At 36.6% G+C, this 14,375-nt stretch carries 21 protein-coding genes; 18 read left to right on the forward strand and 3 right to left on the reverse strand.

Annotated elements, in window-relative coordinates:
• The first annotated feature begins 17 nt into the window (after positions 1–17).
• Entirely contained in the window at positions 18–575 is a 558-nt protein-coding gene (efp, locus tag DN393_RS08215) for an elongation factor P (protein WP_000626521.1), read from the forward strand.
• A gap of 35 nt (positions 576–610) precedes the next feature.
• On the opposite strand, the gene DN393_RS08220 is transcribed toward efp, so the two are convergent.
• Together DN393_RS08220 and DN393_RS08225 are read right to left on the reverse strand one after the other, a co-directional pair.
• On the reverse strand, positions 611–931 hold the full coding sequence (locus DN393_RS08220) for a hypothetical protein (RefSeq protein WP_064474824.1): 321 nt from the start codon (positions 929–931) through the stop codon (positions 611–613).
• On the reverse strand, positions 912–1,490 hold the full coding sequence (locus DN393_RS08225) for a GNAT family N-acetyltransferase (RefSeq protein ID WP_088048127.1): 579 nt from the start codon (positions 1,488–1,490) through the stop codon (positions 912–914). Before DN393_RS08225 ends, DN393_RS08220 begins: the two co-directional genes overlap by 20 nt.
• 177 nt (positions 1,491–1,667) lie before the next feature.
• On the opposite strand from DN393_RS08225, the gene DN393_RS08230 reads away from it, so the two are divergent.
• Genes DN393_RS08230 through DN393_RS08270 form a run of 9 tightly spaced genes read left to right on the forward strand, consistent with a single transcriptional unit; the run spans position 1,668 to position 7,177 of the window.
• A complete protein-coding gene (locus DN393_RS08230) occupies positions 1,668–1,949 on the forward strand; it encodes a YqhV family protein (RefSeq protein ID WP_000816054.1) in 282 nt (93 codons plus the stop codon).
• 27 nt (positions 1,950–1,976) lie between these two features.
• Positions 1,977–2,903 (forward strand): stage III sporulation protein AA, encoded by a 927-nt coding sequence (gene spoIIIAA / locus DN393_RS08235; protein WP_064474826.1) that lies wholly within the window; start codon positions 1,977–1,979, stop codon positions 2,901–2,903.
• Positions 2,897–3,412, forward strand: a complete 516-nt coding sequence (gene spoIIIAB / locus DN393_RS08240; protein ID WP_000238694.1) for a stage III sporulation protein SpoIIIAB — start codon at positions 2,897–2,899, stop codon at positions 3,410–3,412. The genes spoIIIAA and spoIIIAB overlap by 7 nt, the downstream gene beginning before the upstream one ends.
• Before the next feature lie 14 nt (positions 3,413–3,426).
• A complete protein-coding gene (gene spoIIIAC / locus DN393_RS08245; RefSeq protein ID WP_000020914.1) occupies positions 3,427–3,630 on the forward strand; it encodes a stage III sporulation protein AC in 204 nt (67 codons plus the stop codon).
• 23 nt (positions 3,631–3,653) lie between these two features.
• The gene (spoIIIAD, locus tag DN393_RS08250; protein WP_077393170.1) at positions 3,654–4,037 is read left to right on the forward strand and encodes a stage III sporulation protein AD; all 384 of its coding nucleotides are present in this window, start codon (positions 3,654–3,656) and stop codon (positions 4,035–4,037) included.
• Between the two features lie 10 nt (positions 4,038–4,047).
• The gene (gene spoIIIAE / locus DN393_RS08255) at positions 4,048–5,220 is read left to right on the forward strand and encodes a stage III sporulation protein AE (RefSeq protein WP_000943696.1); all 1,173 of its coding nucleotides are present in this window, start codon (positions 4,048–4,050) and stop codon (positions 5,218–5,220) included.
• A 12-nt stretch (positions 5,221–5,232) separates the two neighbouring features.
• On the forward strand, positions 5,233–5,865 hold the full coding sequence (gene spoIIIAF, locus DN393_RS08260; protein ID WP_001161039.1) for a stage III sporulation protein AF: 633 nt from the start codon (positions 5,233–5,235) through the stop codon (positions 5,863–5,865).
• Positions 5,855–6,517: a stage III sporulation protein AG gene (spoIIIAG, locus tag DN393_RS08265; protein WP_000368870.1), complete on the forward strand. Its 663-nt coding sequence runs from the start codon at positions 5,855–5,857 to the stop codon at positions 6,515–6,517. The genes spoIIIAF and spoIIIAG overlap by 11 nt, the downstream gene beginning before the upstream one ends.
• Before the next feature lie 15 nt (positions 6,518–6,532).
• Positions 6,533–7,177: a SpoIIIAH-like family protein gene (locus DN393_RS08270; RefSeq protein ID WP_000914706.1), complete on the forward strand. Its 645-nt coding sequence runs from the start codon at positions 6,533–6,535 to the stop codon at positions 7,175–7,177.
• Positions 7,178–7,262: 85 nt separating this feature from the next.
• Here the strand turns inward: DN393_RS08270 and DN393_RS08275 are convergent, their stop codons facing one another.
• Positions 7,263–7,457 (reverse strand): hypothetical protein, encoded by a 195-nt coding sequence (locus DN393_RS08275; protein WP_046957516.1) that lies wholly within the window; start codon positions 7,455–7,457, stop codon positions 7,263–7,265.
• A gap of 469 nt (positions 7,458–7,926) precedes the next feature.
• Here DN393_RS08275 and accB point away from each other — a divergent pair, with 469 nt between their 5' ends.
• The 8 genes from accB (at position 7,927) to ispA (ending at position 14,317) form a co-directional block, all read left to right on the forward strand.
• Positions 7,927–8,415, forward strand: coding sequence for an acetyl-CoA carboxylase biotin carboxyl carrier protein (gene accB, locus DN393_RS08280; RefSeq protein ID WP_000472874.1), 489 nt, complete (start codon positions 7,927–7,929; stop codon positions 8,413–8,415).
• A 16-nt stretch (positions 8,416–8,431) separates the two neighbouring features.
• Positions 8,432–9,784 (forward strand): acetyl-CoA carboxylase biotin carboxylase subunit, encoded by a 1,353-nt coding sequence (accC, locus tag DN393_RS08285; protein WP_000592872.1) that lies wholly within the window; start codon positions 8,432–8,434, stop codon positions 9,782–9,784.
• A gap of 22 nt (positions 9,785–9,806) precedes the next feature.
• Positions 9,807–10,199, forward strand: a complete 393-nt coding sequence (locus DN393_RS08290; protein ID WP_000807630.1) for an Asp23/Gls24 family envelope stress response protein — start codon at positions 9,807–9,809, stop codon at positions 10,197–10,199.
• A 346-nt stretch (positions 10,200–10,545) separates the two neighbouring features.
• Entirely contained in the window at positions 10,546–10,938 is a 393-nt protein-coding gene (gene nusB / locus DN393_RS08295; RefSeq protein ID WP_000830249.1) for a N utilization substance protein NusB, read from the forward strand.
• Between the two features lie 23 nt (positions 10,939–10,961).
• Positions 10,962–11,822 carry a bifunctional methylenetetrahydrofolate dehydrogenase/methenyltetrahydrofolate cyclohydrolase FolD gene (gene folD, locus DN393_RS08300; RefSeq protein ID WP_064474827.1) on the forward strand — a complete coding sequence of 287 codons (861 nt, stop codon included), beginning with the start codon at positions 10,962–10,964 and terminating at the stop codon, positions 11,820–11,822.
• Positions 11,823–11,848: 26 nt separating this feature from the next.
• Positions 11,849–13,207 carry an exodeoxyribonuclease VII large subunit gene (xseA, locus tag DN393_RS08305; protein ID WP_000415269.1) on the forward strand — a complete coding sequence of 453 codons (1,359 nt, stop codon included), beginning with the start codon at positions 11,849–11,851 and terminating at the stop codon, positions 13,205–13,207.
• Positions 13,197–13,427 (forward strand): exodeoxyribonuclease VII small subunit, encoded by a 231-nt coding sequence (xseB, locus tag DN393_RS08310; protein WP_000428423.1) that lies wholly within the window; start codon positions 13,197–13,199, stop codon positions 13,425–13,427. The genes xseA and xseB overlap by 11 nt, the downstream gene beginning before the upstream one ends.
• Positions 13,427–14,317 carry a (2E,6E)-farnesyl diphosphate synthase gene (gene ispA / locus DN393_RS08315; protein WP_064474828.1) on the forward strand — a complete coding sequence of 297 codons (891 nt, stop codon included), beginning with the start codon at positions 13,427–13,429 and terminating at the stop codon, positions 14,315–14,317. Before xseB ends, ispA begins: the two co-directional genes overlap by 1 nt.
• The last annotated feature ends 58 nt before the right edge of the window (positions 14,318–14,375 follow it).

Below are 14,375 nucleotides of genomic sequence, written 5' to 3' on the forward strand. Positions count from 1 at the left end.
CAGGAGGATTTTTTTACATGATTTCAGTAAACGATTTTCGTACAGGTTTAACAATTTCAGTGGACAATGCCCTTTGGCAAGTAATGGATTTCCAACACGTAAAGCCAGGTAAAGGTGCTGCATTCGTTCGCTCTAAACTACGTAACCTTCGCACAGGATCTGTTCAAGAGAAAACATTCCGTGCAGGTGAAAAAGTAGAAAAAGCACACATCGAAAACCGTCGTATGCAATACTTATACGCGAGCGGTGAGTCTCACGTATTTATGGATAACGGAACTTACGAGCAAATCGAACTTGGTGAAAACCAAATCGAGCGCGAACTTAAATTCCTAAAAGAAAACATGGAAGTATCTATTATGACATACCAAGATGAAGTACTTGGTGTTGAACTTCCGAACACAGTTGAATTAAAAGTGTCAGAAACAGAGCCTGGTATTAAAGGTGATACAGCTTCTAACGTAACAAAACCAGCTACATTAGAAACTGGTCTTGTTGTACAAGTACCAATTTTCATTAACGAAGGCGAAATGCTTATCATCAACACTGGTGAAGGTAAATACGTTTCTCGTGCATAGTAGAAAAGCACTCGTGATGATCACGAGTGCTTTTTTTATAGGAAATAGGGTAGGTAGTAAATAGCGGTGATAATAAAACTAACTAAAACAAGTGAAAGAGTACCCGCCATATATGGAGTGAAAACGATTTGAAATGGTTTTATTTCGCCAGTCTCAACACCAGTTAATGTTTTACTTATTGCGTGATCCGTAATGTTGTTTCTATGATTACTCATAATAATTAGCCATGTAATTGCAAATATCGCTAAGCTACCAAGGAAAAAGGTCTCCATAAATGACCAACCGACTATTATTGAAAAAAGATAAATAAGAGCTAATTCTACTACGACTGTTAAACTAATTTTTACTACCTTCATATTTTTCCTTCTCCTTTTGTAGGTCTAGCCAATTTAGAAATTTTTCACGTGACACGACATGTAGTACACAAGAAGATTTTACTTCATTCTCTAAGGTAGAATGTTCACCAGGGAATCTATCTTCCACATGCAATGAAATATAAGGCAGTTTTTCTTGTGCTTTTAACGAGCGGACATTATTCGTTTTAGCGCCAGCAAATACGTAGGAAAGTTGTAAGTCCAAAAAAGCAATTTTAAAGATTTCTTTTTTAGCAGCCTCATTATATCCTTTTCCCCAGTATTGATAGCCGAGCCAACTACCAATATGAGATTGTTTCTTCTCAAAATTAATATGTTTAAGTGTGGTGAGACCAATTATTTCGTTTTCTTCATTTACAATCATTCTCGATAAAGATCTCTTTTGGCGCTCTTCTTCTATTGCGAAAAGAAGAAATGCTTTCGTGTCTTCGATCTTTTCTACTGTTATTCCTAATGCATTTTTTACGTGTGGATCACTTGATAGCTTAAAAATCACATTTGCATAGCGTAAATCGAGTGGTACTAAAGTAACGTGTTGCATCGTCTATACCCCTTTTAAATTAAATATACCATAAAAAATTAATATTAAGATTTAATAAAATCGTTAGAGAAAAGTTGTGTTTTTAATTCTGAAATAGACAACCCCTGCATATGGTTGTACAAATATATTCTTTTTTGGAATGTAGCACTAGTAACCGTTATGGGAGAAGGTGGGAGAATGAAACAATGGCTAGCGGCAATGGAAACATCCGTGCTTGTAATGGGGTTACTTCGGTTGTTTTCGGGTAGCGCGGAAATATTCGCCGCTTTGCTTATGCTTTATGTGAATGATGCGAAAAAAGCATTGTTTATAAATGGTATGTTGGCGTTTGTTGGACCGACCGTATTAATTTTAACAATGACAATAGGCATAGCGAGTGTGGCAAGTGAGATTTCTTTCTTGAAACTCTTTTTTCTAGCGCTTGGAATTGGCTGCATTTTTATCGCGTTGTTGAAATAGTAAGTCGAGTATAGTGGGGAGAAGCTGATGAAAGAAGTATTAGAAGTTTTACCGAAAACGATGAAGCAGCTAGTGGAAAGGTGTAAGCAATACAATGCTCTAGAGGAAATTCGTGTTCGAATTGGAAGACCGCTAGAATGTATTGCTCATGGCGAAGTGTTTTTTTATGACTATATCGTTACAGCAGAGGATGCCATTTACTTATTGAATAAGTTAAGTCAATTCTCAATTTATACGATGGAAGAGGAATTAAAACGTGGGTATGTGACACTTCGAGGAGGACATAGAATCGGCTTAGCTGGAAAAGTCATTACAGAAAAAAGCGCAGTGAAAATGATTCGAGATGTCTCTTCCTTTAATATTCGTATCGCTCGTCAAAAAATAGGAATTGCTGAACCACTTTTGCCGTATTTGTATGAGTCAAGATGGTTAAACACGATGGTAATTGGCCCACCGCAAACGGGGAAAACAACACTTTTAAGAGATGTAGCACGTTGTATGAGTCAAGGTGTAAGTGCTTCGAAAATACCTTCTTGTAAAGTCGGGATTGTTGATGAGCGGTCAGAAATTGCAGGTTGCGTGAAAGGCATCCCGCAATATGACTTTGGAGCGCGAGTAGATGTGTTAGACGCATGTCCAAAAGCTGAAGGAATGATGATGATGATTCGTTCTATGAGTCCAGATGTTTTGATTGTAGATGAAATCGGACGTAAAGAAGATAGTGAAGCAATTATGGAGGCCGTGCATGCAGGGGTTCAGCTTTTTATAAGTGCACATGGATTTTCTTATGATGATGTTGTGAAACGTCCATCACTAAAAGCGGTGCTGGAGCTCGGCATATTTGATAGGTTTGTGGAGCTATCAAAAGCAAGAGGGCCAGGAACAGTTATGCAAGTAAAAGATAAATATGGAAAATCGGTATTACCTCATAGAAAGGCTGAGGGCGTATGGTAAAAATATTTGGTGCAGTGTTAATCGTTGCGGTCAGCACCTTTTTCGGGTTTTCATACGCTAAAAGATACAGTGAGAGACCAAGGCAACTTAGATTATTAAAAGCGGCACTTCAATCATTAGAGGCAGAAATTATGTATGGGCATACACCTTTATCTGAAGCCGCTGAGCGATTAGTGAAACAAATGCCGAAGCCGTTAAATTGGATATTTCAAAGTTTCGCTAGAAGGCTAGAAAGTGGAGACCAAACAGTAAGAGAAGCTTGGATAGATAGTTTGAAAGAAAATTGGAAGCTAACAGCATTTCAACAAACTGAGTACGAGATTTTGCAGCAATTTGGCGAAACGCTCGGACAGCATGATCGTGAATCACAACAAAAACATATTCGCTTATGCATTACACATTTAGAGAGAGAAGAAGAAGAAGCGAAAGCATTACAACTGCAATACGAAAAAATGATCAAGAGCTTAGGGGTACTAGCGGGGCTACTTATCGTAATTTTACTGCTATAGGAGGGAGAAAGGCGATGTCCATTGATGTTGGATTAATATTTCAAATCGCCGGAATCGGCATTGTTTTAGCTTTTATTCATACCGTACTAAAAGAATTAAAGCGAGAGGATATTGCAAATTGGGTTATCCTTGTCGGTTTTGTCGTTATTTTATTTCATGTGGCATTTTTAATTAATACGCTATTCGACAAGATTAAGAGTGTCTTTCTCTTCCAGTAAAGGAGGCGGTTCGAATCGAAATTATACAAATTGTCGGATTAGGCCTCGTTGCTACGTTTTTAGCGGCTGTATTAAATCAGCATAAATCTAGCATTACGTCGTTATTTATTGTGTTCGTAGGTAGCGTGATGTTTCTTATTTTAATTGATCAAATTCACTCTATTTTACAAATGATTGAGAGAGTAGCGAGTGAAGCGAAAGTTAGCAACGTATATGTAGAAACGCTGCTAAAAATTATTGGGATTGCTTATATTGCTGAGTTTGGAGCACAAATTACAAAAGATGCAGGGCAGGGTGCAATCGCTTCAAAAATTGAATTAGCTGGAAAAATCTTAATTTTAGTAATGGCGATTCCTATTTTGACGGTTGTCATTGAAACTATTCTCGGATTTTTACCGACGGGATAAGGGGGAGTGAATGTTGAGGGGGTTTGGAGCTAAGCTGCTATTTGCTTGCTTCCTTTTCTTTTCTTTACCGGTTGTTGTACAAGCTTCTCCTGTAGAAACAAACGTCGTTGATCAACAATTGGATAAGCTCGGAATTGAAGATGTGAAGCAATTTTGGGACGGGCTTGTTACAAAATATGGAGGTTATTTACCAGAGAGTCAAAAAGGTAGTTTTATGGAGTTTGTAAAGGGAGAAAAAGAAATTTCTATAAAAGAGTGGATGCTAGGTTTATTAAAGTATTTATTTCACGAGCTTGTTGCAAATGGGAAGCTGCTGGGAACGCTCATTATGCTTACAATTTTTAGTGCATTGTTGCAATCACTGCAATCTGCATTTTCAAAGAGTAGTGTAAGTAAAATTGCGGATGCAGTTGTATATATGGTACTTATTATTTTCGCTTTAAATAGTTTTTATGTCGTCATGACATATGCAAGAGAAACGATACAAACAATGGTAGATTTCATATTAGCGCTATTGCCAATCTTGCTTGCACTCATAGCAACTGGAGGTGGTGTTGTATCTGTATCGTTTTTTCATCCGATTATCATCTTCTTAATGAACACGAGCGGGCTTTTGATGAATTATATCGTTCTACCGCTTTTATTACTTGCAACGATATTAAGTATTGTAAGTACGATGAGTGATCAATATAAAGTTACGAAATTGTCCAAGCTTCTGCAAAACGTTAGCGTTGGGATTATCGGTATTTTTTTAACGATTTTTTTAGGGGTATTATCTGTACAAGGAACAGCGACAGCTGTTGCTGATGGAATCGCTGTGAAAACTGCTAAATTTGTAACAGGGAACTTTATTCCCGTAGTAGGAAGAATGTTTACAGAGGCGGCGGATACTGTTATTAGTGCATCGGGATTATTAAAAAACACAGTCGGAATTATTGGACTCGTCATTCTATGTTTAATTGTCGCTTTTCCAGCGATTCAAATTTTTTGTATCGCGTTTATTTATAAATTCGCAGCAGCAGTATTACAGCCAGTTGGCAGCGGAGCAATTATTCAATGTTTAGATATTATCGGACGAAGCATCATTTATGTATTTGCTTGCTTAGCTATCGTATCATTTATGTTCTTTTTAAGTATCACAATTATTATTGCTGCGGGGAACATTACACTTATGATGCGGTAGGAGGTGAAGGGTATGCAATTTGTTACAGAGTGGATTAGAAATATTATCGTTTTTTTACTCTTAGCGACAATGCTTCATCTTATTCTTCCAAATTCAAATTTGCAAAAGTACGTTAAATTCGTTGTAAGTCTATTATTAGTTGTTTTAATCTTAACGCCCCTTTTTAAACTACTGCAAACAGATGTGAATGAAGTAATCGCAAATTTTAATGAAGAGAAGTACGTAGCAGAAGGATCTGTAAAAAATTCAATAGATTCGAAGAAAAAAGAAATACAAGCTCTAACACGTGCATATAGTTTAGAAGAGATGGCTACCAAAATGAAAAAAGAAGTAGGAAAAGAATTCGAGAAAAAGTATGGTATGACAGTCTCTGAAATACAAATAGTCGCAGCGGAAAGTACAGCGGAAGTAAAGTCAGCAAAAGATATTCAAACTGTTGTTGTGACGTTGAAAGAAAAAGAACGTAGTAAAAATGATGCAATCGAAACAGTAAAACCAGTTGAAATTAACACGAAGGAACCTCCGAAAAAAGTAGAAGAAACGAATGTAGAAATGAAAGATTTCTTTTCAAGCAGGTGGCAACTAGAGAATAAACAAATCCAAGTTCAAATGGAAGGGAGGACAGGTAGAGTAAATGGACAATAAAGATAAAAATTCGAAGTTCTCATTTTTTCGAAACTTATTGAATGGGGATGAAAAAGAAAGCAATGAGAAGGGAAAAAAGATAACACCTAAGTTTTTACTTGTCCTACTCATACTTGGGATTTTGCTTATGTTTTCTAGTAGTCTTTTTTCAAGTAAAAAAGAAGAAGTACCTGTATTTAAAGAACAAAAAACGCAAAACCAAGAAAAAGACGTACCAACTTTTGGACAAAAAAATAATGATAGTATGTCAAATGTAGAAAAGTATGAAAAAGCGTATGAACAAGAATTAAAAGCAGCCTTAGAAGAAATAGCGGGAGTAAAAAATGTAACGATTAAAGTAAATTTAGATTCATCAGAAGAAAAAATATTAGAGAAAAATACAGTGAAACGTTCACAAACAACAGGTGAAACAGATAAGACAGGTGGTAAGAGGGAAGTAGAAGATGAGTCCCTTGATGAAAAGACAGTCATTATACGTGAAGGTGATAAAGAAACTCCTGTTGTTTTACGAACAGAGAAACCGAAAGTACGAGGTGTTCTTGTCGTAGCAAAAGGAGTGGATAATATACAAGTTAAAGCGATGGTAAAAGAAGCTGTCATACGGCTGCTAGATGTACCAGCCCATCGCGTTTCAGTTTCACCGAAAAATTGATAGGGAGGAAATAAAGTGTTAAAAAAACAAACGGTTTGGCTATTAACGATGTTAAGTTTAGTTGTTGTACTATCTGTTTATTACGTAACAACTCCTGACAAAATGAATACAGCATCGCCGGCAACAGGTGAAAAGATTGGACAAGAAAAACAAGGTACTGATAAAGCAGTAACAAATGAAGCACCTAAAGAAACGCCAAAAAAAGAAAATACAAGCAAGGAAACATCAAATAAAGAAACAGACAAAAAAGAGAGTGCTAACAAAGAAACAAGTAAAAAAGATGCTAACGTAACAGTTCAATCAAGTGATGAAAATTTCACAGCACTACGTATGCAAATGGAAGATCAGCTAAGTGAACAAAAATCAAGATTACAAGAAGTTATGAATTCAGCAAAATCTTCAGCAACAGAAAAGAGTAAAGCGAAAGATAATTTTGATGCAATTACTACAATGGAAACGAAGCAAGAATTACTTGAGACAGTGATTAAGTCTCAAGGAGGATATAAAGATGCCCTTGTAAGAGCTGATGGAACTGATATTAGAGTAACTGTGAAAGCAGCAAAGCATTCACAAAAAGAAGCGAATAAAATTATACAGCTTGTAAGAAGTGAAGGCGGATCAAAAGATGTAGGTGTGAAATTTGATCCACCGACAAAATAAAAACTAATAATCCGCGGGGGAATCCCCTGCGGATTATTAGTTTTTACGAATCGGATTGTTTGAAAATAATTATAGAAAAAAGCTATCATTTTCGATAGCTTTTTTCTGTTTCGTCTTTGTAGTTGTTTTTATTATGTTCAACTCGGAATGGAGAAATACGTTGTGAGTAAAAGATTAGCGGTTCATGGTAACGATGATTACTTTTTCCGGATTTGACGTGGATGAAGAGAACGAATGCCCAGACCATTACGGCAGGTAAGAAGAGAATGAGCCATATCATATGTCCACACCTCGATACGATATATTTTCTACACTTTGAACATACTATTCTTATATGAAGGAATGATGAACGGTGTGTAAACAAAAAAATAATATTTGGTAAAAATATGTTGTTGACTATAGATGAGGTGAAGAGTGGAGCGGTAATGATCTGTTTATTGTGTAGCATTGTGAAAAAAGTAAGGAATGTTTTTTAGAAGTGGTCTTGCCAATTTCGTGTGAAACTTGGTATTATTACTAGGTAATAATTTTTTATTGGAATAATATTTTTACAGGAGTTTCGATTTATTATAAAGAAATATAAATTGGAATGTTTAAAAAATTTATCGTAAGATGGAAATAGCAACTATTTCTATTAGTAAATGAAATGCATTTTCTAATAGAGTACATCGTATTTTTACAGTCAATCTAGTTTTAGTGACGAGAATCTGTAAAAACGGGACAAACAAGAGTATGGGAGTGGATTTTACATGTTTAAAATTCAAGAAGTTCGTGAATTAATTAAATTAATTGATAGCTCTAATATTGATGAATTTGAATACAAAAAAGATGGTACGACAATCAAAATGAAAAAGCGTGGTAATGAAGTTGTTGCGGTGCAAGCACCTGTAGCAAAACAAGTCGTACAACCAGTAGCACCTGTTGAAGTTGAAACAACAGTAGCGGCAGCACAAGTGGAAGTACCAAAACAAGAAGAGAAAAAAGCGGTTCAAAATGAAAACCTACATAAAATTACATCACCAATGGTAGGTACATTCTATTCTTCATCTTCGCCTGATACACCTGCATATGTAAGTGTAGGAGACAGAGTATCAAAAGATTCTATCGTATGCATTGTCGAGGCTATGAAGTTATTTAACGAAATCGATGCAGATGTAGATGGTGAAATTGTTGAGATTCTTGTTAATAATGGACAGCTTGTTGAGTATGGACAACCGCTATTTCTTGTAAAAGCGTAATAAGGGAGTCTTTGTGATGATAAAAAAAGTATTAATAGCCAATCGTGGGGAAATTGCTGTACGAATTATTCGTGCTTGTAAAGAAATGGATATTGAAACGGTCGCAATTTATTCAGAAGCAGATAAAGAGTCACTTCACGTACAAATTGCTGATGAGGCGTATTGTGTAGGGCCAACGATTTCGAAAGAAAGCTATTTAAATTTGACGAATATTATTAGTGTTGCGAAGTTAACAGGCTGCGACGCTATTCATCCAGGATACGGATTTTTAGCAGAGAATGCAGATTTTGCAGAGCTATGCCGTGAATGTAACTTAATTTTTATCGGTCCAAGTCCAGAAGCTATTTCAAAGATGGGCACAAAAGACGTTGCTCGTGATACAATGAAAGAAGCAGGGGTTCCGATTGTACCAGGTTCACAAGGGATTATTAAAAATACCGAAGAAGCGATCGAGCTTGCTAATCAAATTGGATATCCAGTTATTATTAAAGCGACTGCAGGTGGCGGCGGAAAAGGTATTCGTGTTGCACGCCATGAAGAAGAGCTTGTAAAAGGAATTCAAATTACACAGCAAGAAGCTAGTACCGCTTTTGGGAACCCTGGTGTATACTTAGAAAAGTACGTTGAAGATTTCCGCCATGTTGAGATTCAAATAATGGCAGATACACATGGAAATGCCATTCATTTAGGAGAGCGTGATTGTACAATTCAGCGCCGCTTGCAAAAACTACTAGAAGAAAGTCCATCACCTGCACTTGATGAAAATGTTCGTAAGCAGATGGGTGATGCGGCAGTTAAAGCGGCGGTAGCGGTTGATTATACAGGTGCTGGTACGGTTGAGTTTATTTATGAATATAGAACGAAAAGCTTTTATTTCATGGAGATGAATACGAGAATTCAAGTTGAGCATCCAGTTACAGAAATGGTAACAGGGATGGATTTAATTAAAGAACAAATTCGTGTTGCTTCTGGAGAAAAGTTATCGTTACAGCAAGAAGAAGTACAATTTAATGGTTGGGCAATTGAATGCCGAATTAATGCGGAAAACCCTGCCAAAAAATTTATGCCATCTCCAGGTAAAGTAGAAATGTACTTGCCACCAGGCGGATTTGGTATTCGCGTCGATTCAGCTGTATATCCGGGATATTCAATCCCACCTTTCTATGATTCGATGGTTGCTAAATTAATTGTTCACGGAAAAACACGTGAAGAGGCAATTGCAAAAATGAAGCGTGCACTCAGTGAGTTTGTCATTGAAGGCGTACATACAACAATCCCGTTCCATTTGCAATTGCTAGATCATCCTGATTTTGTAAAAGGTGAGTTTAATACGAAATTTTTGGAAGAGCATGAACTTGTGACGCAGTGATACATTAAAGGAGGTTTTTTTCATGGCTGAACATATGTTAGATATGGGTCAAGATACAACTCTTGGTAAAGTAGAAATTGCACCAGAAGTAATTGAAGTAATCGCAGGTATTGCAGCTGCTGAAGTAGAAGGTGTAGCGGCAATGCGTGGTAATTTTGCTACAGATGTTGTTGAGAAGTTAGGTAAGAAAAATCATGGTAAAGGTGTAAAGGTTGAATTAGCAAACGAAGATATTATCGTTGACCTTTATGTTGTAATGTATTTTGGCGTAGCAATTCCAGTTGTTGCACAAAAGATTCAAGACAACATTCGTCAGGCACTCTTTACAATGACAGGGCTTGAGCCAAAAGAAGTGAATGTTCACATCGTTGGCGTAACATTCGAAACACAAAAAACAGAAATCGAACCAGTGTAAGAATGAAAAGGTGCCTAGTAACATAGGCACCTTTTTTATCGTTTCATTTCTTCACAAATTAAAACCCTCTAATTATTATACTATTTCAAAAAATAAGAAATCAAAAAGAAGATGTTTCGTTTTTCCAAAAAACGTACATTGTGATAAGATATGGAACTTGAAGTTAATCTTTTTATTATTTTTCAGCCTTGTAACCCGTGTGTGAAACGATAAATTGTGTTATTATCATTGTATTATAAGGTTGGAAAATCAATGAAAACTGTAAGAGTAAGTGAATTGACGGCTTATAAATTATAATAATATAACAAAGCATAAGGAAAGACTTGAAGCATAAAGGAGAGTTACAATGAAACGTAGGACGGCTAGAGAAAGAGCTATGCAAGCATTATACCAAATGGATATTACAGGTGAATTAGAACCGAAAGTAGCGGTGGAAAACACGCTAGATGAAGGTGAAGAAACAAATGAGTTTCTAGAATCACTTGTAGTAGGTTTTGTAGAAAATAAAGAAGTAATTGATGAAGCGATTCGTCAAAACTTAAAAAAATGGAAGCTGGAGCGTATTAGTATTGTTGATCGCAGTATTTTACGTGTAGCTGTGTATGAAATGAAATACATGGAAGAAATTCCACACAACGTAACAATTAACGAAGCGATTGAAATTGCTAAAACATTTGGGGATGAGGAATCTCGTCGTTTTATTAACGGCGTTTTATCTAATATAAAAGATACACTGTAATTTCTTTAAGGGGGAATCTTAAAATGGTAGCAGTAATCATCAAAGGAAATGAAGTTGCGGAGAAAAAACGAGCACAATTAACAGAAGAAGTTGTGAAGTTGAAAGAGCAAGGGATTGTACCAGGATTAGCAGTTATTCTAGTTGGAGAAGATCCAGCATCTCGTTCTTATGTAAAAGGAAAAGAAAAGGGCTGTGAACAAGTAGGAATCTATTCAGAGCTAATTGAACTTCCTGAAACAATTACTGAGGAGCGTTTGCTTGCTGAAATCGATCGCTTAAATGGCGATGACCGTATTAATGGCATTTTAGTGCAATTACCTTTACCAAAACATATTGAAGAAAAAGCTATCATTGAAAGAATTTCACCAGAAAAAGATGTAGATGGATTTCACCCAATCAGCGTGGGACGTATGATGACGGGACAAGATACATTCCTTCCATGTACACCGCACGGTATTGTAGAATTAGTAAAAGAAACAAATCTTGATATCTCGGGAAAACATGTTGTAGTAATTGGAAGAAGTAATATTGTCGGCAAGCCAGTGGGGCAATTGTTCTTAAATGAAAATGCAACTGTCACATATTGTCATTCTAAAACGCAAAATATGAAAGAGTTAACGAAGTTAGCTGATATTTTAATCGTAGCTGTTGGACGACCTAAAATGGTAACAGCTGATTATATTAAAGAAGGAGCGGTTGTAATCGACGTTGGTGTGAACCGTTTAGAAACAGGTAAACTTTGTGGTGATGTTGATTTTGACAACGTGTTAGATGTTGCAGGTTACATTACACCTGTGCCAAGGGGTGTTGGTCCAATGACGATCACAATGCTTCTTCATAATACTGTTGAATCTGCTAAGCGTGTAGGTGTCGTTTGTAAATAATTTGAGTCGGCTATGAGGAGAGAGAAATGGAAAAACAATATTTAACCGTTACAGCGTTAACACGCTATATAAAAACAAAAATAGAATATGATCCGCATTTGCAGTCTGTTTGGTTAAAAGGTGAAATTTCCAACTTTAAAAATCATAGTCGTGGCCACATGTACTTTACATTGAAAGATGAAAATGCAAGAATCGCAGCGGTTATGTTTGCGGGTCATAATCGTAATATTAAATTCAGACCTGAAAATGGGATGAAGGTACTTGTGAAAGGGAAAATTTCCGTTTACGAGGCGAGTGGTTCTTATCAAATTTATATTCAAGACATGCAGCCTGACGGAGTCGGAAACCTGCATTTAGCTTACGAACAATTAAAGGTTCGTTTAGAGGAAGAAGGTTTGTTTTCTCAAGTTTATAAAAAAACAATTCCTCCTTATGCTAAAACAATAGGTGTGATTACGTCGCCAACAGGGGCAGCGATTCGTGATGTTATAACAACGATTAAACGTCGTTATCCAATTGGAAATGTTATTGTGTTTCCGGTACTTGTACAGGGGGAGTCAGCAGCTCCCTCAATTGTACAAGCGATTCGTACAGCGAATGAAATGGGAGAGATAGATGTCCTAATCGTTGGGCGAGGGGGAGGCTCTATTGAAGAGTTATGGGCTTTCAATGAAGAAATGGTAGCAAGGGCAATCTTTAAGAGTGAGATCCCTATTATTTCGGCAGTAGGCCATGAAACGGACTTTACAATTGCGGATTTTGTTGCCGATTTACGTGCGCCAACACCGACTGCAGCAGCTGAGCTGGCAGCGCCTAACATTATAGAGTTACAAGAAAAGGTATTACAAAGAACTCTAAGATTGCAAAGAGCAATGAGAGAGTTAGTACATAAAAAAGAAGAAAAACTACAAGTATTGCAAAAATCTTATGCGTTCCGTTATCCAAGACAAGTATATGAGCAAAAAGAAGAGCAATTAGATAGAGCGTTAGAACAGCTTGTTTTAGCGAAAGAGCGCTATATTGATAAAAAGGTAAATCAGTTAAAACAGCTTTCATTTTATTTAGAGAAGCACCACCCAGCTCAAAAAATTATGCAAACGAAGGTAGCGGTTGAAACATTGCAAAAGCAATTGCAACGTGAAATGCAAACATTACTTCAGACGAAAGAATTTGCTTTTGTAAGAGCTGCTCAAAAACTTGAAGCGTTAAGTCCGCTTAAAGTAATGATGAGAGGGTACGGGCTTGTATATGATGAAGAGAAGCAAGTGTTAAAAAGTGTGAAAGATGTCAGCCTTGGAGATGCTGTTTCAGTTCAATTACAAGATGGAATACTAGATTGTAGCGTATCAGGCATAGAGGAGCGTGAATTGAATAATGGAAAATAAATTAAGCTTTGAAGAGGCAATTTCGCAACTTGAGCACCTCGTTTCTAAGCTAGAGCAAGGTGACGTACCTTTAGAAGAAGCAATTTCTTATTTTAAAGAGGGTATGGAATTATCTAAGCTTTGTGATGAGAAGTTGAAGAACGTACAAGAACAAATGGCAGTTATTCTTGGGGAAGATGGAGAGCTTGAACCGTTTACTGCTTTAGGAGATGAAGCATAGTGACTATTGCTTTTGATACTTTTTTGAAAGAAAGTAAAACTTTCGTAGAAGAGAAGCTTGTAAGCTATGCAAATGAATTACAATGTCCAAATGTACTTCGTGAAGCGATGGCATATTCTTTGGAGGCAGGTGGAAAGCGTCTCCGCCCGTTACTTTTATTTGCGACATTACAAGCGTTTGGTAAAGAAAGAAATCTTGGAATAGGTGCAGCTTGTGCTCTTGAAATGATACATACATACTCGTTAGTTCATGATGATTTACCTTGTATGGATGATGATGATTTAAGAAGAGGTAAGCCCACAAATCATAAAGTATTTGGTGAAGCGATGGCAGTTTTAGCAGGCGATGGTTTGTTGACGTATGCTTTTCAAATTATTATGGCATATGAACAAAAGGAAATCTCTGCTGAAAAAAAAGTAAGACTTGTACTTGAGCTTGCAAAAGCGGCAGGACCAGAAGGAATGGTTGGCGGACAGGTGGCAGATATGGAAGCTGAAGGGAAACAGCTTACGATGGATGAGTTGGAGTATATTCATAAGCATAAGACTGGGAAACTACTTGAATTCGCTGTGCTTGCAGGATCGATACTTTCTGATGCCACAGAAGAACAAGAAGAAAAGTTACTTGCGTTTGCAAAATATATCGGCCTAGCTTTCCAAATTCGAGATGATATTTTAGATGTGGAAGGAACCGAAGAAGAGATTGGAAAACCAATTGGTAGTGATGTTTCCAACGAAAAGAGCACATATACGACGTTATTTACTGTAGATAGAGCAAAGGATATTTTAGAAGAAACAATTGCAAAAGCAAAAGGTGCTATTGGTTCCTTGCAATTACAAGATGAATATTTACTATCTATTTGCGATTTGATTGCAAAACGTAATAACTAATATAACAGCGTTTCCATTTGTTGAGTCATTCATCATTTTATGATATAAATGTAGGAAA

The organism is Bacillus sp. BPN334 (assembly GCF_008368885.1).
In the GTDB taxonomy this organism is placed as follows: Bacteria; Bacillota; Bacilli; order Bacillales; family Bacillaceae_G; genus Bacillus_A; species Bacillus_A wiedmannii.